Raw genomic sequence first — 21,709 nt, 5'->3', positions numbered from 1 at the left:
TCTCCCGACGATTCCCGGCGCATTTTCTGCTCATTATTTAAACTCGATCCCGTTCGCATTATTCCTTATGTCAAATGCGTAAGCTGACGGTGTGTACTTCAGTACACGTTTTACAGCCACTAACAGGGAGTGCGTATGTTTCCAGAATACAGAGATCTGATTTCACGACTGAAAACCGAGAATCCTCGCTTTCTTTCCTTGTTCGAAAAACACAACACCCTTGATCATGAGATTGCCCGGCTGGAAGGTTCTGACGGCAGGGGATACAGTTTGGATATCGTTCGTCTGAAGAAAGAGAAACTCCATCTGAAGGAGGATCTGCTCAGAATATTGCAGAAAGAAAGTTTGAATGAGAGCTGATTCGTTGTAGGCACTGCGCAGTCTTTGTCCTGCTTAAAAGGGCTTCCTGACAGACAAGGAAGCCCTTCCTGTTTTCAGGTATGCGGGCAAGTCTGTGATAAGCTAATAAATCCTGCTGTTGTCACCGTAAAGGATGGAGAAATGGCTGAAGTCATCACGATCAGCGAAACACTGGAACTGCGAGCGGTGGAAGAGTGCCATGTTACGCCGTTACATCAACTGGTGCTTAAAAACAAAGACTGGCTACAGGCATCGCTAAACTGGCCGCAGTTTGTCGCCAGCGAAGACGATACGCGCAAAAATGTGCAGGGTAATATGATGTTGCACCAGCGCGGCTACGCCAAAATGTTCCTTATCTTTCAGGAAGAGGAGGTGGTGGGCGTCATCTCGTTTAATCTGATAGAGCCGTTGAATAAAACCGCCTATATCGGTTACTGGCTGGATGAATCTCACCAGCGGCAGGGCATTATGTCGCGCGCGCTTCAGGCGTTTATCGGCCATTATGCCGGGCGCGGCGAGCTTCGACGCTTTGTGATTAAATGTCGGGTTGCGAACCAGGCGAGCAACCAGGTGGCGCGCCGCAATGGTTTTGAACTGGAAGGATGCCTGAAACAAGCGGAGTTTCTCAACGGGGAGTATTACGACGTTAACCTGTACGCCCGCATTATCGAGAACGCCTCAGAGTAACCCTGCCAACGGTGTTCGTGTAATATGCTGTTCACCGTTAACCACTTTTGGGCCACGCAGATGGATGCTGTCGCCATCGAAGGTTTCGATCGTCGCCCGATCGGTGATTTCCACATGATGCTCAATCAGCACGTCCCCCAGAATGCGGGCATGGCCTTCGATCAGGATATGATCGTCAAGCAGGACCGGGCCGCCGCGTAGTTCGGCATGACCACCGACCAGAACGTGATGTTTCAATACGCAGTTACCTTCAACCGTCGCGTGCTCCGCCACCTGAGCACTGTAACGCAGCGTAGGGATGGCATCTTCCTCCGTTCCCGCAATAACGCGGGCGTGACCGTACACTTTGGCACAGTCGCAAAGCCAGACGTTATTCTCTTCATTTCCTTCGACGATCGCGAAATCAAACACTTCCGCGCGGTGTTCAATAAACGCCTGGGTGACTATCGCATCACCGTAGATTTGCGCCTGGTGCACAATGCGCGAGCTGCTGACGGTGGCGCGATCGTAGATTTGCAGCGTCAGGTCGCTTTCCTGGGTTAGGCCTTTTGCGGCGATAATCTCCGAATGGTGCAGAATACGAGCGTCGCCAGACAGATGACATTCACCGCGAACGACCGAATTCTGCACGGTGACGTTGTTGCTTATCCGGGCGCCGTGACTGACCTCGGCCAGATCAATCCAGACGTTATCACCGATTTGCGCACGATCTCTGATGATGCAGGCCTGGGTGATGCGGGCGTTGCCTGAAATCATCGCCCCGGCGAATGCGAGGGCATTCTCGTCGTAAATCCAGCAGTGTCCTTCTTGCGCCAGCACGCTTTCATCGTCTACCCAGCCGCCAGTGGTTCCGGCTTTGACGTCGTTAAAGTCGGTAAGGGCAATGATCTGGCGCAGCAGGACGCTTTTCTTGTGGCCGTTATCCTGATAACTAAAGGCACGCGATTCTTCACTCAGGTGATATTTGCTCATGGGGAATTTCCCTTTGCTCGCTTAAGATAACCGTAGCAAATTTTTCAGCACTGGCTAAACAGGGCGAAATTCCATAAAATGCATTTAAAATATACTTTATAAATTAAACAAAATGAGTAAGAACAAGCAGAGCGACCGGGTGCTCAATCTTCCGGCTGGCTATTTTGGGATGGTACTGGGCACCATTGGCATGGGCTTCGCGTGGCGCTATGCCAGCCATATCTGGCCCGTCAGTCACTGGATTGGCGATGGCCTGGTGATCCTGGCAATGATCATCTGGAGCTTGCTGACGCTTGCCTTTCTTAACCGTCTGCTGCGTTTTCCACAGAGCGTACTGGCGGAGGTACGGCATCCGGTAAAGAGCAGTTTTGTCAGCCTTTTTCCTGCGACCACGATGCTGGTGGCGATTGGTTTTGTCCCCTGGTGTCGTGGGTTAGCCGTGGGATTGTTCAGCATTGGCGTCGTGGTGCAACTGGCTTATGCCGCATGGCAAACGGCGGGACTCTGGCGCGGTTCGCATCCTGAAGAGGCGACAACGCCGGGGCTGTATCTGCCGACGGTAGCGAACAATTTTATTAGCGCGATGGCCTGCGGCGCGTTGGGTTACAACGACGCCGGGCTGGTCTTTTTAGGAGCTGGCGTATTCTCGTGGCTGAGTCTGGAACCCGTTATTTTGCAACGTTTGCGCAGTTCCGGTGAATTACCGGCGGTACTGCGCACATCGCTGGGCATTCAGTTGGCTCCGGCGTTAGTGGCCTGTAGCGCCTGGCTGAGCGTCAACGGCGGAGAAGGCGATACGCTGGCAAAAATGCTGTTTGGCTATGGCTTGCTGCAACTGCTTTTCATGCTGCGCCTGATGCCGTGGTATCTGTCGCAGCCGTTTAATGCCTCTTTCTGGAGCTTCTCGTTCGGCGTTTCAGCGCTGGCGACGACAGGGCTGCATTTAGGGCACGCCAGCGCGTCGGGATTTTTTCATACGCTGGCGATTCCGTTGTTTATTTTTACCAATTTTATCATAGCGTTATTGCTCGTACGCACGTTTGCGCTGCTGATGCAGGGGAAACTTCTCGTGCGCACAGAACGCGCCGCATTACTGAAATCTGAGGATAACTAATGACCCTTCGTGACGAAAATTACTTTACTGAAAAATACGATTTAACCCGCACGCACTCCGACGTCGTTGAGGCGGCAAAGGTGGTCGCGCCGGGTAAAACGTTGGATCTGGGCTGCGGAAATGGCCGTAATAGCCTCTATCTGGCAGCGAACGGCTATGACGTTACCGCCTGGGATAAGAATCCGATGAGCATCGCCAACGTTGAGCGCATCAAAGCGGCGGAAGGGCTGGAAAACCTGCAAGCAAAGGTAGTTGACCTTAACGCGTTAAGCTTCGAAGGCGACTACGATTTTATTCTCTCAACGGTCGTGATGATGTTCCTGGAAGCGAAAACCATTCCGGGGCTGATTGCCAATATGCAGCGCTGCACCAAACCGGGCGGGCATAACCTGATTGTGGCGGCAATGGATACGGAAGATTTCCCCTGCACCGTGGGTTTCCCGTTTGCGTTTAAAGAAGGGGAACTGCGCCGTTACTACGAAGGCTGGGAATTGCTGAAATACAACGAGGATGTGGGTGAACTTCACCGCACGGACGCCAACGGCAACCGCATCAAACTGCGTTTTGCGACGCTGCTGGCGCGTAAAAGCGCATAACGCAATTTTACGATAGCGTTGCAGGCCTGATACGGCCTGCAACTCGCCGTGTTGAATTTGTGCTGGCGATACCATTTATAGTCCATCCAGATTAGTTTCCTTTTGCTACTATTCCAATTGCATATCTGCAAAAACAAAAGGGATAGTTTCCATGCGTACTCATACTTTATTTAAAGTTGCAGTGCTTTCTGGCTTATTGGCTTTATCTGGCTGTGCGTCAAAAATCACTCAGCCGGATAAATATTCTGGGTTCTTAAAAGATTATTCAGGGCTGAAAGAAACAACCTCCGCAACGGGAAAACCGGTGCTCCGTTGGGTTGACTCCAGCTTTGATGAGTCTAAATATGACAGCATCGTCTGGAACCCGATAACCTACTATCCGGTGCCAAAACCCACGACGCAGGTCGGGCAGCAGGTTCTGGATAAATTACGAAGCTATACCGATACCCAACTGAAAACGGCCATTGAGAAACGTAAACCTCTGGTAACGACCCCAGGGCCGCGTAGCCTGATTTTCCGCGGCGCGATAACCGGCGTTGATACCAGCAAAGAGGGGCTGCAATTCTATGAAGTGGTGCCGGTCGCCCTGGTGGTTGCGGGTACGCAGATGGCGACAGGTCATCGCACAATGGATACGCATCTTTACTTTGAAGGCGAGCTGATTGATGCCGCCACCAATAAACCGGTGGTGAAAGTGGTTCGTCAGGGCGAGGGTAAAGACCTGAGCAACGAAAATACGCCGATGGCGTTTGAAACGTTGAAAGAAGTGATTGATGACATGGCGACTGATGCCACCATGTTTGATGTCGGTAAAAAATAAGTTCACGCGCCATCTTTGGATGGCGCGTTTTTTTATGCCGCCCGGCGACGGTAAATTAACTTACTCATTAACGCCTCTGGACGGGTGAACATCACCAGATTTCCAACCAGAATCAGCACTAATCCAACAACGGCATTCATTTTCCAGACGTAACCTTCGTAGAGTGTGGATATTGTCAGCGCCACCAGAGGAAACAGCAGCGTACTGTAGGCCGCGTTGCCAGGGCCGATGCGTCCCACCAGAGTAAAATACGCGCCAAACGCGATAACGGAACCGAATATTGCCAGATACAGCAGGGCGCCGAGGTAGCTCAACGTCCATTGCGGCGTGAAGTTATCGCCGCGTATACAGGCAATGGCGGCGATCAGCAGCGTGCCGTACAGCATCGCCCAGCTGTTGGTGGTCATGACTTCCAGACCTTTTCTCTGATGGCGCATGCTGATCATATTGCCCAAAGAGAAGCCAAACGTTCCCAGCGCGCTCAGACCAATCCCCAGTAACAGCGAGTGGTTCCAGCCGCTGTTGGCCAGATCCTGCCAGAACAACGTGATAATGCCCGTTAATCCCAGACCGGCAGCGTAATAAAAGCGTAGCGGCGGTTTATGCCCGAAGAACACAAAGCTGTTAACCGCATTGAACAGTACGGCCATTGAGAAAATGACGGACTCCAGCCCCGTATTGATCCAGGCGGCGGCGCTATAAAAACACCAGAAATTAAAGCAGAAGACGCATCCGCCCTGTAACAGGCAAAACAGGTGGTCGCGCCCGGATAATTTTCGTAATTTCCCGCTCGCCAGCAGGATGAGCATCATTAACGCGCTGGCGACGGCAAACCGCCAGAAAATGGACACGGGCGCCGATACCGGGCCTTGTTGCAGATAAATCGCAATCCAGGTGGTTCCCCAAATGACAACCACCAGACAGTATAATAATGCGTTCATAACACTCTCTTCTTTATCTTTATTATCCGAAGAAGGAATGTGACATGTAAAAAATGCGCGCGCTTGCACCGGTTTGCGGATGACTTGCAAAATCTTGCGCTTTTTTGCCGCTGTCTGAGCGGTGAGGGCTGGAAACGGGTCGTGGCTGTTATAGACTGAGATTCTACTTATTACTGCTTTGTGATGTGATGGTATGTCTCAGTCTTATGATGCCTTTGAAAATTTACGCAAACATAATGCCGTGCTGCATGACTCGGTTGCGTTGCATTCGGGTGTCCAGCTGGCGGCATGGTCAAATAAACGTGACAACATTACGCAATATTGCGATCACCATACTCTCAGCCTGTATGTCGCTGACGGCTACGAGAGCTACCACAAAACGCCGGGCGGCTGGAAGAATGGCGGGGGGCCGGATCGCTTCTGTCTGATGCCAAAAGAGAGTGAGTCCGTCTGGGATATTCGCGACGACCTGTCGTTTGTCCATCTCTACTGTACAGATGCCCATCTGCGGGATGTTGGGGAAAAGGTCTGGGATAAAAGCCCGTACAGCTTTACCCTGGATGAGCGCACCTTTGGCAACGATCCGGGAATAACGGCGGTTTATCGCCAGTTCCTGCTGGGAAATGACTGGCAGCAATCGGCGAATCATATGACTCTCAGCGCCGCCTCGTCACTGCTGTTGACGCATCTGGTGCAGCATTACAGTAACGTGCAGTGGCGTCTCCCGACGGTTACTGGCGGGTTGGCGCCCGCCACGCTGCGCAATGTGCTGGCGTACATTGAAGCGCATCTTGCTGAGCCGCTGACGCTAAGCGACCTGGCGCGCGAGGCGGCATTGAGCGAATTTCATTTCGCCAGAATGTTTCGCCAGTCGATGAACATGGCGCCGCACCAGTACGTGATGCAGCGGCGTATGGCGCTGGCACAGCAATGGGTCTGTCATTCAACCCGTTCGCTGTCAGAGATCGCGATGGCCTGCGGATTCAGTTCGGCGAGCCATTTCAGCAATCGCTTTAAGCAGGTGACCGGTAAGACGCCGTCGCAGTTACGCGCGGCGAGCAAACGATAGCACCCCGTAGCAGACGCCTCCGACTACCAGTCCCCAAAACGCAGAGCCAATGCCCAGCAGCGTCAGCCCGCTTGCGGTGACGAGAAAGGTCACGATAGCGGCATCACGCTCCGTTTCATTAAGCAATGCCTGGTACAGACTGCCGCTGATTGTTCCCAGCAGCGCCAGCCCGGCCAGCATCTGAATCCAGCTTACGGGCAGGGCGGCCATCAGAGCGGTGACGGAACCGCCGAACAATCCCGCCAGCAGATAGAACCCGCCTGCGACAGCCGCAGCCAGCCAGCGACGCCCGGCGTCCGGGTGCGCTTCGGGACTCTGGCAAATGGCGGCGGTAATAGCGGCAATGCATATGGAGTAGACGCCAAAAGGAGATAAAACCAGCGCCAGCAGCCCTGTAAATACGATCAGCGGCGAAACCGGAAGGGAGTAACCGGAGGCTTTCATCGTGGCGATACCGGGCGCGTTTTGTGACGCCATTGTCACCAGAAACAGTGGAATGGCGACGCCGAGGCTATGAGCAAGCGAGAAATGGGGCGCGATAAACGCCGGTAGCACCGGGGAGAAGGTTATGCTGGACGTGACAATGTCACCTTTCATGCTTGCAACCAGAATACCGACAACCATTGCGGCGATAACCGCATAGCGCGGCGCCAGCACTTTCAGCGCTAACCACGCCAGCAGCATACTGCCGCACAGAAACAGCTCGCCATCCAGATGACCGAACGCCTGCAAACCAAAACGCAATAAAATACCGGCCAGCATCGCGGCGGCAAGAGAATGCGGAATCACCTGCATTAAGCGGGCAAACAACCCGGTTACGCCGCACAGGACGATTAACGCATTCGCGACAATAAATACGCCGATGGCCTCCGCCAGCGTGAGCCCCTGCAAGCCGGTAACCAGTAACGCGGCGCCGGGCGTTGACCATGCCGTCAGTACCGGAGCACGATACCATAGGGTTAGCGCCAGCGTACTGATGCCCATCGCGATGCCAAGCGCCGTCATCCATCCGGCAATTTGTCCGGTTGATGCGCCGGCGGCAATAGCGGCTTGCCAGATGATTGCCGCTGAGCTTGCATAGCCGACCAGGACCGCAACAAAACCAGACAACACGGTTGGCAGAGGAAGTGAAAACGAACGCATAATTGCCCCTTGTGCGTTATAACGGTCACAAACTGTAGCATTGAGCGCTATAGCGCACAAGTGATAGACTGCGGCTTTACCGGAGGAGAAAAATGGACAACCTGACCCATTATCTGGCGACGACGCTGAAGGCGCTGCGCCAACAGCGAGAATGGAGTCTGTCGCGTCTGGCGGAAGCGACAGGGGTTTCAAAAGCAATGCTCGGCCAGATAGAGCGCAACGAATCCAGCCCGACGGTATCGACATTATGGAAGATTGCCACCGGATTGAATGTCCCGTTTTCAACGTTTATCTCCCCGCCGGAAGCGGAGGATCTCCCGACCTTCGACCCGCAGCAGCAGGCAATGGTGATCACGCCGCTGTTTCCGTGGGACCCGCAGCTCTGTTTTGACCATTTTTCAATATTGATGGCCCCGGGCGCGCTTAGCGAATCGACGCCGCATGAGGCAGGCGTCATCGAACATGTGGTGGTGATTCAGGGAACGCTGGATATGTGTATTGCCGGGGAATGGCGCACGCTCAAATCCGGCGAAGGCGTGCGTTTTGCGGGAGATGCCGCCCATGCGTATCGCAATAACAGCGACCAGACGGTTCACTTTCACTCCTTGATCCATTACCCACATAGTTAGACGGGAAAAGTATTCCGAAACGTCGCGCTTCTGACTACAATAGCCGCCATTTTGCTGTTATTGGATGATATTAACCGTATGCGCCAGCAACCTCATCACCTTGAACTGTTAAGTCCGGCACGCGATACCGCCATTGCTCGTGAAGCGATCTTACATGGCGCCGATGCTGTTTACATCGGCGGGCCTGGCTTCGGCGCGCGGCATAATGCCAGTAACAGCCTGAAAGATATCGCGGAACTGGTGCCTTTTGCGCATCGCTATGGCGCGAAGATCTTTGTGACGTTAAACACCATTCTGCATGATGATGAGCTTGAGCCCGCGCAACGGCTGATTACCGATCTGTACCAGACCGGCGTCGATGCGCTGATTGTGCAGGATATGGGCATCCTGGAACTGGACATTCCTCCCATTGAACTGCATGCCAGTACGCAGTGTGATATCCGCAGCGTTGAAAAGGCGAAATTCCTTGCCGACGTCGGTTTCACCCAGATTGTGCTGGCGCGCGAACTGAGTCTGAGCCAGATCCAGGCGATTCATCAGGCCACCGACGCTACTATTGAGTTTTTCATCCACGGCGCGCTGTGCGTGGCTTATTCCGGGCAGTGCTATATCTCTCATGCGCAGACCGGTCGCAGCGCTAACCGTGGCGACTGCTCTCAGGCCTGTCGCCTGCCGTACACCTTAAAAGACGATCAGGGGCGGGTGGTCTCGTACGAAAAACACCTGTTGTCGATGAAAGATAATGACCAGACGGCCAATCTGGGCGCGTTGATCGATGCCGGCGTGCGCTCCTTCAAAATTGAAGGACGCTACAAAGACATGAGCTATGTGAAGAACATCACGGCGCACTATCGCCAGATGCTGGATGCGATTATCGAGGAGCGTGGCGACCTGGCGCGGGCTTCCGCCGGTCGTACTGAGCACTTTTTTATTCCTTCTACGGATAAAACCTTCCATCGCGGCAGTACCGACTATTTTGTTAACGCCCGTAAAGGGGATATCGGCGCGTTCGATTCGCCAAAATTTATTGGTTTGCCGGTAGGCGAAGTCGTCAAAGTGACAAAAGATCACCTGGACGTTGAGGTGACGGAACCGTTATCCAACGGCGATGGCCTGAATGTGCTGATCAAACGTGAAGTGGTGGGATTTCGCGCTAATACGGTGGAAAAGACGGGGCAGAACCGTTATCGCGTCTGGCCGAATGAAATGCCGTCCGACCTGCATAAAGTGCGCCCGCATCATCCGCTGAACCGTAATCTCGACCACAACTGGCAGCAGGCGTTAACCAAAACCTCCAGCGAACGCCGGGTGGCGGTGGATATCGCGTTAGGCGGCTGGCAGGAACAGCTAATTCTGACGCTGACCAGCGAAGAGGGCGTGAGCGTCACCCATACGCTGGAGGGTCAGTTTGACGAGGCGAACAACGCCGAAAAAGCGTTGAACAACCTGAAAGAAGGCGTGGCGAAGCTGGGACAGACGATGTACTACGCGCGTAATGTCGAGGTGAATCTCCCCGGCGCACTGTTCGTGCCGAACAGTTTACTCAACCAGTTCCGTCGCGAAGCGGCAGAGATGCTGGATGCGGCGCGTCTGGCGAACTATCAACGCGGCAGCCGTAAGCCGGTGGCGCAACCAGCCCCGGTCTACCCGGAAACGCATTTGAGCTTCCTGGCTAACGTCTACAATCACAAAGCGCGCGCGTTTTATCATCGCTACGGCGTCCAGCTGATCGACGCGGCGTATGAGGCGCACCAGGAGAAGGGCGATGTGCCGGTGATGATCACCAAACATTGTTTGCGCTTTGCCTTTAACCTGTGCCCGAAACAGGCGAAAGGGAATATCAAAAGCTGGAAAGCAACGCCGATGCAACTGGTGCACGGCGATGAAGTATTGACGCTGAAGTTTGATTGCCGTCCGTGCGAAATGCACGTTATCGGCAAGATCAAAAATCATATTCTGAAAATGCCCTTGCCCGGCAGCGTTGTCGCCTCCGTAAGCCCGGAAGAACTGATGAAAACGCTGCCAAAACGTAAAAACTAAGTCAGCGGCTGGCCGGGAACGCTGAGCGTCACCCGGCCACGCCTGATGTACCTTAAACCCCCTCTCACCATAGTTAACCTTCCCGCAAAACTGGAACCGGCTTTCCGGTTTTTGAGTGTTAATCAGCCAAAAGCCATTTCGGGGTGTATAACATTCAAAAAAAGAGAAAAGGTAAACAAAAATGTTTACCTTATGGTTATAATACATGGCAGGGAGGCACGGTGAAGCAGAGCGAGTTCAGACGCTGGCTTGAATCTCAGGGAGTCGATGTAACAAATGGAACGAATCATTTGAAGTTGAGATATCACGACAAACGAAGCGTCATGCCCAGACATCCTGGTGATGAAATTAAAGACACCCTGCGTAAAGCAATACTAAAGCAGCTTGGTTTGAATTAATCATCAGATATATAAGGTTGATCACATGAGAGCGTTACCAGAAACTATGCGTTATCCCGTCAATCTCATTCCCGCAGAAGAAGGGGGTTATGTTGTGTCGTTCCCGGACATTCCAGAAGCGTTAACACAAGGTGACACCCGCCATGAGTCTCTCGAAGCCGCGCAGGGCGCATTAGTCACCGCCTTTGAATTTTATTTTGAAGATAACCAGCCAATTCCTTTACCTTCAATGGTTGATGACGCTGATGATTATGTGGAGATTCCTCTTAGCATTGCGTCTAAAGTCCTTTTGTTGAATGCGTTCCTTGAATCAAAAATCACGCAGCAGGAGCTGGCGAGGCGCATTGGCAGACCCAAGCAGGAAATTACCCGACTATTCGACTTAAAACACGCAACGAAAATCGATGCTGTACAGATTGCGGCCAGAGCATTGGGTAAAGAGTTATCGCTGACTATGCTTTAGCTTTTCCGGTTGTTCCAGCAGGCATTACATATTGTGTGAAATAAAAAAACGATGAAGAAATATCAGCGACTGGCGGAACAAATTTGCGATCAAATCGCCTCCGGCGTGTGGCAGCCTGGCGATCGATTACCCTCCTTGCGTGAGCAGGTGGTCAGCAGCGGCATGAGCTTTATGACCGTAGGACACGCGTATCAGTTGCTGGAAAGCCAGGGGCGCATTATTGCGCGTCCGCAGTCGGGTTATTACGTGGCGGCGCGCCCGGTGCGCCAGCCTGCGATGCCGCCCGTGCAGGTAATGCGCGATGAATCCGTTGATATTAATACCTATATTTTCGAAATGTTGCAGGCCAGCCGGGATGCGTCGGTGATGCCGTTCGCCTCAGCCTTTCCAGACCCGCGTCTGTTTCCGTTGCAGCAGCTTAACCGTTCCCTGGCGCAGGTCAGTAAAACCGCCACGGCCATGAGCGTGATTGAGAACCTGCCGCCGGGGAACAGCGAGCTGCGCCATGCCATCGCCCGACGCTATGCGCAGCAGGGAATTACCGTCTCTCCTGATGAAATCGTCATTACCGCCGGGGCGCTGGAAGCCCTGAACCTCAGCCTTCAGGCGGTTACCGAACCGGGCGACTGGGTTATTGTGGAGAATCCCTGCTTTTATGGCGCGTTACAGGCGCTGGAGCGACTCCGCCTGAAAGCGCTTTCTGTCGCCACGGATGTAAAAGAGGGGATCGATTTAGCTGCGCTGGAACAGGCATTACAGGAGTATCCGGTGAAGGCGTGCTGGCTGATGACCAATAGCCAAAACCCGCTCGGCTTCACCCTTAGCCCGGAGAAAAAAGCGCGGCTGGTCGCGTTACTGGATCAGTACAACGTCGTGCTGATTGAGGATGACGTGTACAGCGAGCTCTATTTTGGCCGCGACAAACCGCTGCCTGCCAAAGCCTGGGATCGCCACGACAAAATATTGCATTGCTCGTCATTCTCGAAATGTCTGGTTCCCGGTTTTCGTATCGGTTGGGTTGCAGCGGGAAAGTACGCCAGACAAATTCAGCGGCTACAGCTGATGAGTACGCTATCCACCAGTTCACCAATGCAGCTTGCTCTGGTCGATTACCTTTCGACACGCCGCTATGACGCGCATTTGCGTCGTCTGCGCCGCCAGTTGGCGGAGCGAAAACAGCAGGCCTGGCAAACGCTGCTGCGCCATCTGCCCGCTGAGGTGAAGATTCACCACAATGACAGCGGCTATTTTCTCTGGCTGGAACTGCCCGAATCTCTTGATGCCGGGGAACTCAGTGCGCAGGCTCTGGCGCATCAGATCAGTATCGCCCCTGGTAAAATGTTTTCGACCTCTGATACCTGGTCGCATTTTTTCCGGTTTAATACCGCATGGGGGTGGGGAGAAAGAGAGGAGCAGGCGGTATCTCAACTGGGGAAACTTATTCGCGATATGCTGAAATAAAATACGCGTTGCCATCTTTTGGTTTTAGCCAAAATAGAGAAAACGTATCGATTATCAGGGCAGAACGTTATTTATCGCTGACTCGCCATAGGAAATATCAATACCCCCCGTCTTTTCCATCCTCAGCCTAACTCCTTGTCTATACTCCGAAAGATGGAACATGTGCGCCGCGTGGAGCTGCGTAATGCGCGTCAGCTCACAACCTGATTAAAATTCCTTATCCCAACAGGTGCGCGGCAGACCCGCCGACTATTTTTAGGAAAGGACATATATTTACGGCAAGGCTGCCGCTCAATATTTTGCGACAGGAGTAAGATGTATGCCACATCAATTACTGATTAACGGCGAGCTGGTCAGCGGTGAAGGTGAAAAACAGCCCGTCTACAACCCGGCGACGGGCGAGGTGATTCTGGAGATTGCAGAGGCGTCGCCCGCACAGGTAGATGCCGCCGTTCGCGCCGCAGACCGGGCATTCGCGGAATGGGGGCAAACCACGCCAAAAGCCAGAGCGGAGCTGCTGCTAACGCTGGCGGACGTGATTGAGGAAAATGCGCAGACATTCGCCGAACTGGAGTCGCAAAACTGCGGGAAGCCGCTGCATTGCGCGCTCAATGATGAGATCCCGGCGATTGTCGATGTATTTCGCTTCTTTGCCGGCGCCGCACGCTGTCTGAACGGCCTGGCGGCGGGGGAGTATCTGGAAGGGCATACCTCGATGATCCGCCGCGATCCGGTTGGGGTCGTCGCCTCGATCGCGCCGTGGAACTATCCGCTGATGATGGCGGCCTGGAAACTGGCGCCAGCGCTGGCGGCGGGTAACTGTGTGGTGATAAAACCGTCTGAAATCACGCCGCTGACGGCATTGAAGCTGGCGGAGTTTGCGAAGGATATTTTCCCGCCAGGCGTGCTTAACGTGCTGTTCGGGCGGGGCAAGACGGTCGGCGATCCACTCACCGGGCATGAAAAAGTACGGATGGTCTCCCTGACCGGCTCGATTGCGACGGGCGAGCACATTATTCAACATACCGCGCCCTCCATTAAGCGCACGCACATGGAATTAGGCGGTAAGGCTCCGGTGATTGTCTTTGATGATGCCGATCTGGATGCCGTTGTCGAAGGTGTGCGAACGTTCGGTTTCTACAATGCCGGGCAGGATTGTACGGCGGCCTGTCGTATCTATGCGCAAAAAGGGATCTATGACGCGCTGGTTGAGAAACTCGGCGCGGCGGTCGCCAGCCTGAAAACCGGTTCGCCAAACAACGAATCGACTGAGCTTGGGCCGCTCAGCTCGCAGGCGCACCTTGAGCGAGTGACAAAAGCGGTGGAAGAGGCGAAAGCGCTCGGACATATCAACGTGGTGACCGGCGGCCAGAAACTGGACGGCGCAGGATACTATTTTGCGCCAACGCTGCTGGCCGGCGCAAAACAGGAGGACGCCATCGTGCAGCGAGAAGTGTTCGGCCCGGTTGTCAGCATGACGGTGTTTGATGATGAAGAGCAGGTGCTGGCGTGGGCAAATGATACTCAGTACGGGCTGGCATCATCCGTCTGGACGAAAGATGTGGGTCGGGCGCATCGCCTGAGCGCGCGATTGCAGTATGGCTGCACCTGGGTTAATACGCATTTCATGCTGGTGAGCGAGATGCCGCACGGTGGGCAAAAACGCTCGGGCTACGGCAAGGATATGTCACTTTATGGGCTGGAAGACTATACGGTTATCCGCCACATAATGGTTAAACATTAAGGATAATTTACCGTTCCGGCGCGGTATGGGAAGATCGTAAATCGATGGCAGAGAGGAGGAACGCTCTCTGCCAGTATGCGCAGCAAGCACTCAGTACATCAGGCAAACCAGCCGAATCTCAATGAGATAAGGCCAAAAAGTCCAATAGCAGCAAAGACATTTATCAGCACCACGGTTTTACTGGAAACATTCATTTTTGCCACCTTTCGTTATGACCCCTTTGTGTATAGTACGGGTTCAGGCAATCCGCAATAAGACAAAATATGAACATGGTGAATGGTGCCGCTATTTCAGCGTTTTGCTGAATAGTACGGATAAAACTTGATGTACGTCAAAAAAAAGAGCATATTGCGCGCGTTTTTCCCCTCTGGTTCGGATGCCCGAAATGTCGCTCTACCAAAAAATGTTGGTTTTTTACGCAGTGATGGCGGCGATTGCCTGCCTGATTACCTGGTTTCTTTCCCACGATAAAAAACGTATCCGCTTTCTGAGCGCCATTCTCGTGGGCGCAACCTGGCCGATGAGTCTGCCCGTCGCATTGTTATTTTCGTTGTTTTGATGAGATGAAGATTGCCGGATGGCGGGCGAGCGCCTTATCCGGCTTACGATGTTGCGTAGCGCCATCAGGCATTGAGCAGCGCCATCAGCCGTTTTTTGTCGGCGTCGGACACATCCTGCGGATGCTGATACCCCTTATTTTCATTTGCCCGGGTATAGAGCGCGACCAGCCAGTCATACACATAGCGACTGGCGGCATGTACCGGCTGTTCATCCAGTTGGGTGAGCCGGGCCATCGGTTGCAGGCGAGGCGCACTGAAGATCGCCGATCCTTTCTGGAACCGGCTGGCGGGTCGGGCGTCCTCCGCCACATTTTCGTAGCCAAGCCAGGCGATAAAGTTACCGATCCCGGCATGCAGCTGCGCGCCGCAAACCTCTTCACGCTGCATAATCTGCTGTAACTGCTGAGGCACGTTAAGCCGATAGCTGGCGGTAATCAGAATATCCACGACCAGCCTGAGCGTATGCGACTCCAGACCTAAACGACGGGCGTTGCTCTCATTTCGGCTCCACTGGCGCACATGGTTAATCCACATTTTGTGGGCCAGATACCCTGTCTCTTTGTTTTCTGCCGGGCGGGGAGCGTCTGGCTCATCCGCAAACAGATCGATCTCTTCATTAAACAGGCCGCTGACCTGCTCCTCGCGCGGCTGCTGGATACGCAAAAGCGACTCAAAATGGTGTATCGGCGGCAGAAGCCCGTCGAGCAACTCGCCATGCCGGGCGGCTTGCCCCTGAAGCTGGCGAATAACGGATTCCGTCGCCTTATTGCCGCTGTCTTTTGGGGTGATATGGCTCAACAGCAGGTCATGAAGCTGTTGTTGATGCTGCTCACACAGGGAGGCCAGCCGCGCCTGGCGCTGTAACGGCGATGTCGCCTGTGACAGCCATTCCACCAGACGCTGCAAGCTGTGTTTATCTAGCGCCTGAAGGGTGCCCCAGTGAAGGCCGGGTTTCCCCATTAACTGCTGCACGGCTTCATCAAGATTCTGCTGCGTTGTGAAACGCGCATCCTGCGGCGTAATGGCCCAGACCACGCCCGGTAGCGCGGCGTCGCGCAGCGGTTGTGTATCGTTCACCCAGCCCAGCAGCGTGCGGGCGGCAGCGGGCGTCTGCGATCGGGCGGAGGTGGCATTGCAAATGACCAGCACATCGGGCTGCAAATGTTGGCGATAATGTTCCAGCATCCAGCCGAGTTTTGCCCGCCAGAGTGGATGCGGGTGCGCATCCGGCGCCAGCGGAATATCAAGCAGATCGACATTATCCAGCGCCGTGTTTTCAACGCTAAGCACCAGTTCACGCGTCAGCAAAGCCAGTGAATCCAGAGATAGGCTCACCGCATTGAGTAACTGATGGTGCTCAACAGGATGTACAACGACGTCGCTCTGCGCGTCGTTGCCGGATAACGCGCCCTGGGTCAGAAAACTTTCTGCCGGAAGGCCAAAATGATCGACCAGCAGACTCAACGGCGCCGCTAACTCTTGCGCATGGCCGGTCTGTTGCAGCGTACGCGCCAGCGTTAGCCACTGTTGCGTTAATTCAGGCTGTTCGCCCCAGAGTAATGCCCAGGCGCTGGCGCGGGTCGTCAGATCCACCGAGGGCAGCAGGGAGGCGAACTGATGCCAGAGCGCATCGTCGATTTGCTGTTGCCCGACAGGAACGCAGGCGCGCCAGAAACGGGCAATGGCGGCGACGTCCTCTGCGGTCACGCCCTGAACCGGCTGACGCTGACGCAGCGCCTGCCACTTTTCTAACCGCGTCTCAATAATGGATTTTTCGACCTGCCGGTTATCGGGCGAGGCGCTGGCCCAGGTGATAAACAGTTGTACCAGTTCAGCTTCACTGATGAGCCGCAGACGTAGCGGCCATTCGCTATCAACCGCCGCGCTTTCATCCTGCGTAAAACGGATCGCCATATTGGCTGGCGCATGGCCTGGGTTGATATGGGTAAAATAGTCAAAGCAGCGATCCGGCGTGGCGATGTTCAGTTTTCCCTCGCCGTTACCGCACAGCGCGCCAAGCAGATGCGCTTTTGAGGATTGTGAATGGCCATACAGACCGATGCTGCCTCTTGCCTGTTGCGCGGCATTCAGCGCCGATTCACCGGCGGCGGCGAGTGTGAGCTGCGCCAGCAGGGCGTCCGCTTCATCATCCAGGCGTACTGCGTGCTGACGTGTATGGTTAACCCACGCAATGGCGGCCTGTGTGGTGTTTAACGTCTTGCTCATTTCAGGTACACGCTCCCGCTGTCGATCCAGTAGTGGCTGCCGCTATGACGACGGTCGGCCAGGGTATTCAGTTTTAAGGTCAGGGCATTCGCGGCGACGGGCGTTCCATCCTGTAGCCAGGCGTCACTCAGCACAAACGATTCCGGCCCCGTCTCTTTGTTCCCGCCGCGCAGTTGCAGCCGGACATTGAGAACGCCATCACCGGCGATGGTTTTCGCCAGCTCTGCTGAGTTAATGCCCAGGGTATAGAGTGGGGTCGCGGGCCAGCGGCTGTTCGCCAGTTGGCGGAAACCGAGCGTCACATTGCCGCGAAGCGGGAAGTGCAGACGGGTATCCAGCTTCGCGCCGGGTTTATCGAGGTCGATCTCCTGATACCAGACGTTTTCATCACGCAAGGTATTGACCGTGTTATCCAGAACGCCGAGATAGCGTACGGTGGAATAGGCGCCGATATCGGCGGCTTTAAAGTTAAAGCGCGGTAGCCGTAAATCCAGCGCCAGGCTGCACAGCATTGCCCCCACGGCGGCGGTTGATTTCGGGTTGCCAATCCGCCCCTGTTGGCTGAAGGGATACCATTCATGGACGCGATACTTGTCCATCCAGACGATGCGGTTAACGGGAACCGGCTGTAAATGGCGGATCAGCGCCTGCACGCCGGGCAGGCAGGTTGGTCTGCCCGTCACCAGCAGAATGTCGCAGCGGTAATGAGAAATCGCTTCGCAAACGGCATGCAGCGGCGAGGTCAGGGTAAACTGACCGGCCAGTAATGCCTCCTGTAAGTGACTGAACTGCACCTGCAACGGTACGCTCAGCAGATCGAACGCCGGTGAGCCTGAAGGCAGCGCATGGTCGATCGCCTGCTGGATGTAATTCATCACGTTGCGCGTAGGGCGTTGAGTCAGCAGTTCGCCGAAGGTCGCGTGTAGACCCGCGAGCGGATCGTTAACATCGCTCTGTTCCCAGGCGGCCAGTACGGCGTGCCCCAGCGGCATAAACAGCTGTAGCGCCGTTTGTTGACGCAAAATCGCCTGCGTATCAATGCGGCCTGAATCTCCAAACAGCGTTGCCAGCAGGGCGGCGGCGTCCGTCACGCCGGCCTGCTGTAAGCGGGTTTGCAGCGCAGGCAATATGCATTTCTGGATGACGTCCAGCAGCATGTCATCGCCCGCGACTTTAAACCCTTCACGGAACAGTAAGTGCGGGGTAATCTTGACGTTCGCGCCGACGCCGTCATCAAGCTGGTAGTGGACGACCGCCATATCCGTCGTGCCGCCGCCGATGTCGATAGACGCCACGCGTAGCGCCCGACCTTTGGTTTCGCCCGGTTCCGGCAAACGGTCCGGGCGAGCCAGGGCGTTGAAGAACGTCTCCGTGCGCCCGGCGTAATGGGAAATCGCTTCGTTATACAGCCATACCAGTTGTCCGCAGCTGGCTTCATCCCATTCCATCTGAATGTCCGGCACCGGAACAACGCTCTTTTCCTGCTGTTTACGGGAGGAAAAATCCTCATCCTGCGGATGCCAGCCCATCGCTTTCCATACCAGTGCGATGGCTTCGAACATACGCTGGCGGAAAATTTCGCGTTCCTGTTTCGGCATTGCCGATGGCAGGGTCAGAATCAGCGTGCGCAACTGACGCGGCGACGCCGGAAAACCGAGGCGTAACCGCGTCGCCACGCTGTTCATTTGCCCCAGCGCCTGCGACAGAATTTCGCACAGCATGTGCGTCATCAGCGTGCTGCGGCTGTACTGCGGCGAAAAGACCGGCAACCGGTCATCGGGCGGCAGGCTGAATAACGGTTGTCCGTCGTCATTCATCAGATTCATCAGCGGGAAGGCGGTGGCGAGCGGTTCTCGCTGCGTTTTGCTGTTCATCTGGCTGAAGCGCCAGTCCTGTAAAACCGGGGTTTCGTCCCACAAATAACGACGCGGGCTGGAGATCCCGCTGCTGCCTTCCGTTCCCAGACGCTGCATAGCCAGTTTGCGGGCTTCGTCGCCCACGCGCACAATCGATGGCCAGATAAAGGCGTCGGCGCGGCCGCTTTCAACCGAGAAATGCTGTTTGCCGAAACGCGCTTCAGAGAACTCCAGTCGGCTGGTGAACAGCGGATCGTTAAGACATTGCGGCTCACTTAAAGAGCGTACCTGTAATTCCGCCGTCTGGCGTAAACCGTCATTGGCGTCGCCGTGATCTTCAATCAATACGCCGCAGGTATGGGTATTGCCGACGTCCAGAATCAGATCTACCGGAATCGCAGGCGTGCTGAGCGTGTGGGTGACCAGCTTCACTTCTGGTACGGAAAGCTGTTCCCCCAGTAACGTCATCAGATTCAACCAGTGCGCCTGGTACTCAAAGTTACGCAGCGCCTGCTGAATCTCCTGCTCGGAGCGGTTCTCCTCCTGGGTGACGTGGTGAAGGAAGGATTCGCGCAGCCAGCCGTCAATCCACGTCTGGTCAAGAAAATCGGCAATTTCATCATCGCGCCAGGCCAGCGCGAACCGCGTGCCATTGAGCAGGTCGTTTTCGTTAGGTGCCAGCGCCGCCGGCGCGTTCTCGCTCAACTGGCTGTCCAGCGCCACGGTAATGCGGTGCGTATGGCCCGCGCTGTCGGGTTCAGGCAGCTTACGCACCTGTACGCGCGCCCAGTTGTCGGGGCCTTCCACAAACGTACGGGGAGGGTTAAAGCGCAGGAAAGGGAGCGGCAACCAGACGCCATCCAGCACATCCAGCGAATAGTGCAACATCTGGGTGCTTTCCGGTTTGACCACTTCAGGTTGCCCCCCCGTGCGCCCCGGTACCGTATAGCGCCCGTTGGTCAGATCAAAGTCGAGCCGGAGCAGGGGGCCGTTCGCCGTTTTACGCACGAAACGACCAAGATGGGCAGACTCCTGCGGCGTCAGGCCGAAGTCGAGGAATTGTACGCCGCTGTTTGCGATGAGCGTTACGCTTTGTTTGTAATCACACAGATTCACCAACATAAAATCAGGCACCTATCTTTTTGATCGTCAACGGGACTTCCGCATGGGCGTCATAACGCGCTGAGCAAGCCGCAACGTCATTCGTGCTGGCTTTACAGGTGATTTCCGGCATCGGGTAGCGCGAACCATCGGTGCAACGTGCGTGACCACGGCTCTTGATCATCAGCTCTCCGGTCTGATGCAGGCCGGAGAAAATGTCCGCCCGGCAGACGATGTTGTCACCGTGTACCACCCGGGCGGTGCCTTTATTGTTCTGGATCTGGTAACGCAGCGAAGGCGCTTTTCCGCTGACCGGATCTTTAACGTCAATCAGTACGCGCCAGTTTCCATTCAAAAAGCGCGTGACTCCCGCTTTCATCTGACCGGCATCCATCACCAGCGCATCTTTGGGGATGGCGGCGATCACCACCGGTTCATCTGCGGGCTTCGCTTTTTTCACCGGCGGAATCACTTCCGCCTGATGCAGCGGCAGTTGGGCAATCATCTTCGGCAACGGTTTACTGTCTACTTTCGCGGCGACAACCGGCGTACTGACCGTTGTGGCCTCGGCGACGGGGACAGACGGTTTCCACAACAGCGGCGCCGCAACGGCGGCGACAATCACGGCGGCAACCGGCAGGCTCCATAGCGGCAGACGCAAAGAGGGCTTCACGGGAGCGGTCGGAGATGGTGAAGGCGCCTGCGGTTCGCTGACAACAACAGGGGCGACCGGTTCAGGTTCGGGTTCCTGGGGGCGTTCAATCATCACCGGCATCAGTAATGGCTCATCGGAACGGGCAAACGTCACCTCTGGCAACGGCTCATCTTCCACCTCCTGCTCGGGTTCAGCGGCAGGCGGCAGAACGGGCGGAACATCAATGGCGCGCAGGCAGTCAAGCACGTCATCACGGGTGTTTTCATTAAGATTCACAAACCCCCAGAAGGTGATGACCGGTTTGCCATCAACCAGAAAAACGTGGTTTTCCCCAGGGAACTGAACCGCTTTTTCCAGCAGGGAACCGAACAGCTGCAACGAAGTTTTCCCGGATTGCAGACTTTTGCGGCTCAGCGCCGCCGCGTTTTCCAGTGTGCTGCTCAGGTAGCGCAGCGCCCGAAATCGCGCTTCTTCCTCTGCGGCCTTCCATGCGATGGCTTTTCCCTCTACCGGGGAATACCAGTCGACGCGATCGCCGCTGTCATTAATTTGCGGGATCGCCAGACAATCCACCATTGCCTGCTGTTTACGCAGACGAAGCGTTTCACGAATTTGCAATGCGGAATCAAATACGGCCTGACCGCCGCCGCCCACGGCCTGATAGTCGTCCAGATTGCCGCTACGTAAGAGAGTTTTTGCCACGTTGTTGTCCCTTAGACTTCTTCACGCATCTACTTTACGGATTACAAAGACAAGCAAACGGCGGAAGAGAGGCAAAAAGGGGCTAATTTTCATGGCATAGCGCCGGGGGAAAAATCTTGACGTTTTCAAAAAGACTTAAGGGAAATTATTTCACGCCGCAGGACGCATTCAT

At 55.0% G+C, this 21,709-nt stretch carries 20 protein-coding genes; 13 read left to right on the top strand and 7 right to left on the bottom strand.

What is annotated here, in order from left to right:
- Window positions 1–135 precede the first annotated feature (135 nt).
- Both OGX93_RS03815 and rimL read left to right on the top strand, forming a co-directional pair.
- Window positions 136–360: an HP1242/YdcH family protein gene (locus OGX93_RS03815; RefSeq protein ID WP_012132337.1), complete on the top strand. Its 225-nt coding sequence runs from the start codon at window positions 136–138 to the stop codon at window positions 358–360.
- A gap of 141 nt (window positions 361–501) precedes the next feature.
- Complete coding sequence (gene rimL, locus OGX93_RS03810; RefSeq protein WP_286449549.1) at window positions 502–1,047, top strand: 50S ribosomal protein L7/L12-serine acetyltransferase; 546 nt, start codon at window positions 502–504, stop codon at window positions 1,045–1,047.
- Here rimL and ydcK read toward each other — a convergent pair.
- Window positions 1,039–2,019 carry a YdcK family protein gene (ydcK, locus tag OGX93_RS03805; RefSeq protein WP_286449548.1) on the bottom strand — a complete coding sequence of 327 codons (981 nt, stop codon included), beginning with the start codon at window positions 2,017–2,019 and terminating at the stop codon, window positions 1,039–1,041. The genes rimL and ydcK overlap by 9 nt on opposite strands.
- 112 nt (window positions 2,020–2,131) lie before the next feature.
- Between ydcK and tehA the strand changes: the two genes are divergently transcribed.
- The 3 genes from tehA to OGX93_RS03790 all read left to right on the top strand — a co-directional run bounded on the left by tehA (window position 2,132) and on the right by OGX93_RS03790 (window position 4,549).
- Window positions 2,132–3,133 carry a dicarboxylate transporter/tellurite-resistance protein TehA gene (gene tehA, locus OGX93_RS03800; RefSeq protein WP_058669188.1) on the top strand — a complete coding sequence of 334 codons (1,002 nt, stop codon included), beginning with the start codon at window positions 2,132–2,134 and terminating at the stop codon, window positions 3,131–3,133.
- A complete protein-coding gene (tehB, locus tag OGX93_RS03795) occupies window positions 3,133–3,729 on the top strand; it encodes a tellurite resistance methyltransferase TehB (protein ID WP_012132341.1) in 597 nt (198 codons plus the stop codon). Before tehA ends, tehB begins: the two co-directional genes overlap by 1 nt.
- Before the next feature lie 151 nt (window positions 3,730–3,880).
- Window positions 3,881–4,549 (top strand): DUF3313 domain-containing protein, encoded by a 669-nt coding sequence (locus tag OGX93_RS03790; protein WP_047463635.1) that lies wholly within the window; start codon window positions 3,881–3,883, stop codon window positions 4,547–4,549.
- A gap of 32 nt (window positions 4,550–4,581) precedes the next feature.
- Here OGX93_RS03790 and OGX93_RS03785 read toward each other — a convergent pair whose 3' ends face one another.
- The gene (locus OGX93_RS03785; RefSeq protein WP_286449547.1) at window positions 4,582–5,490 is read right to left on the bottom strand and encodes a DMT family transporter; all 909 of its coding nucleotides are present in this window, start codon (window positions 5,488–5,490) and stop codon (window positions 4,582–4,584) included.
- 193 nt (window positions 5,491–5,683) lie between these two features.
- On the opposite strand from OGX93_RS03785, the gene OGX93_RS03780 reads away from it, so the two are divergent.
- Window positions 5,684–6,559 carry an AraC family transcriptional regulator gene (locus OGX93_RS03780; RefSeq protein ID WP_283314193.1) on the top strand — a complete coding sequence of 292 codons (876 nt, stop codon included), beginning with the start codon at window positions 5,684–5,686 and terminating at the stop codon, window positions 6,557–6,559.
- Here the strand turns inward: OGX93_RS03780 and OGX93_RS03775 are convergent.
- Complete coding sequence (locus OGX93_RS03775; protein ID WP_286449546.1) at window positions 6,536–7,702, bottom strand: benzoate/H(+) symporter BenE family transporter; 1,167 nt, start codon at window positions 7,700–7,702, stop codon at window positions 6,536–6,538. The two genes, OGX93_RS03780 and OGX93_RS03775, sit on opposite strands and share 24 nt — an antisense overlap.
- Window positions 7,703–7,794: 92 nt before the next feature.
- Here OGX93_RS03775 and OGX93_RS03770 point away from each other — a divergent pair, with 92 nt between their 5' ends.
- The 6 genes from OGX93_RS03770 (at window position 7,795) to patD (ending at window position 14,437) form a co-directional block, all read left to right on the top strand.
- Entirely contained in the window at window positions 7,795–8,331 is a 537-nt protein-coding gene (locus tag OGX93_RS03770; protein ID WP_286449545.1) for a helix-turn-helix domain-containing protein, read from the top strand.
- Window positions 8,332–8,409: 78 nt separating this feature from the next.
- Complete coding sequence (locus tag OGX93_RS03765) at window positions 8,410–10,371, top strand: peptidase U32 family protein (RefSeq protein ID WP_286449544.1); 1,962 nt, start codon at window positions 8,410–8,412, stop codon at window positions 10,369–10,371.
- 221 nt (window positions 10,372–10,592) lie between these two features.
- Window positions 10,593–10,769, top strand: a complete 177-nt coding sequence (locus tag OGX93_RS03760; RefSeq protein ID WP_071818852.1) for a type II toxin-antitoxin system HicA family toxin — start codon at window positions 10,593–10,595, stop codon at window positions 10,767–10,769.
- A 46-nt stretch (window positions 10,770–10,815) separates the two neighbouring features.
- Window positions 10,816–11,232 (top strand): type II toxin-antitoxin system HicB family antitoxin, encoded by a 417-nt coding sequence (locus OGX93_RS03755; RefSeq protein ID WP_286449595.1) that lies wholly within the window; start codon window positions 10,816–10,818, stop codon window positions 11,230–11,232.
- A 51-nt stretch (window positions 11,233–11,283) separates the two neighbouring features.
- On the top strand, window positions 11,284–12,693 hold the full coding sequence (locus tag OGX93_RS03750; protein WP_110494249.1) for an aminotransferase-like domain-containing protein: 1,410 nt from the start codon (window positions 11,284–11,286) through the stop codon (window positions 12,691–12,693).
- Window positions 12,694–13,012: 319 nt separating this feature from the next.
- The gene (patD, locus tag OGX93_RS03745) at window positions 13,013–14,437 is read left to right on the top strand and encodes an aminobutyraldehyde dehydrogenase (RefSeq protein ID WP_286449543.1); all 1,425 of its coding nucleotides are present in this window, start codon (window positions 13,013–13,015) and stop codon (window positions 14,435–14,437) included.
- Between the two features lie 98 nt (window positions 14,438–14,535).
- Here patD and yncL read toward each other — a convergent pair whose 3' ends face one another.
- Window positions 14,536–14,631, bottom strand: coding sequence for a stress response membrane protein YncL (gene yncL / locus OGX93_RS03740; protein WP_071818853.1), 96 nt, complete (start codon window positions 14,629–14,631; stop codon window positions 14,536–14,538).
- A gap of 191 nt (window positions 14,632–14,822) precedes the next feature.
- Here yncL and OGX93_RS03735 point away from each other — a divergent pair, with 191 nt between their 5' ends.
- The gene (locus OGX93_RS03735) at window positions 14,823–14,996 is read left to right on the top strand and encodes a GhoT/OrtT family toxin (RefSeq protein ID WP_049008504.1); all 174 of its coding nucleotides are present in this window, start codon (window positions 14,823–14,825) and stop codon (window positions 14,994–14,996) included.
- A 64-nt stretch (window positions 14,997–15,060) separates the two neighbouring features.
- On the opposite strand, the gene OGX93_RS03730 is transcribed toward OGX93_RS03735, so the two are convergent.
- From OGX93_RS03730 to OGX93_RS03720, 3 genes are read right to left on the bottom strand one after another with little or no spacing between them, the layout of a single operon-like run.
- Window positions 15,061–17,223 carry a virulence factor SrfC family protein gene (locus tag OGX93_RS03730; protein ID WP_286449542.1) on the bottom strand — a complete coding sequence of 721 codons (2,163 nt, stop codon included), beginning with the start codon at window positions 17,221–17,223 and terminating at the stop codon, window positions 15,061–15,063.
- The gene (locus OGX93_RS03725; RefSeq protein ID WP_286449541.1) at window positions 17,220–20,201 is read right to left on the bottom strand and encodes a virulence factor SrfB; all 2,982 of its coding nucleotides are present in this window, start codon (window positions 20,199–20,201) and stop codon (window positions 17,220–17,222) included. Before OGX93_RS03725 ends, OGX93_RS03730 begins: the two co-directional genes overlap by 4 nt.
- 4 nt (window positions 20,202–20,205) lie before the next feature.
- Window positions 20,206–21,537, bottom strand: a complete 1,332-nt coding sequence (locus tag OGX93_RS03720) for an SrfA family protein (RefSeq protein ID WP_286449540.1) — start codon at window positions 21,535–21,537, stop codon at window positions 20,206–20,208.
- Window positions 21,538–21,709: the final 172 nt, after the last annotated feature.

It is taken from the genome of Citrobacter sp. CK195 (assembly GCF_030333365.1).
Taxonomy (GTDB): domain Bacteria; phylum Pseudomonadota; class Gammaproteobacteria; order Enterobacterales; family Enterobacteriaceae; genus Citrobacter_B; species Citrobacter_B koseri.
This window is presented reverse-complemented; position numbering and strand designations above follow the sequence as displayed.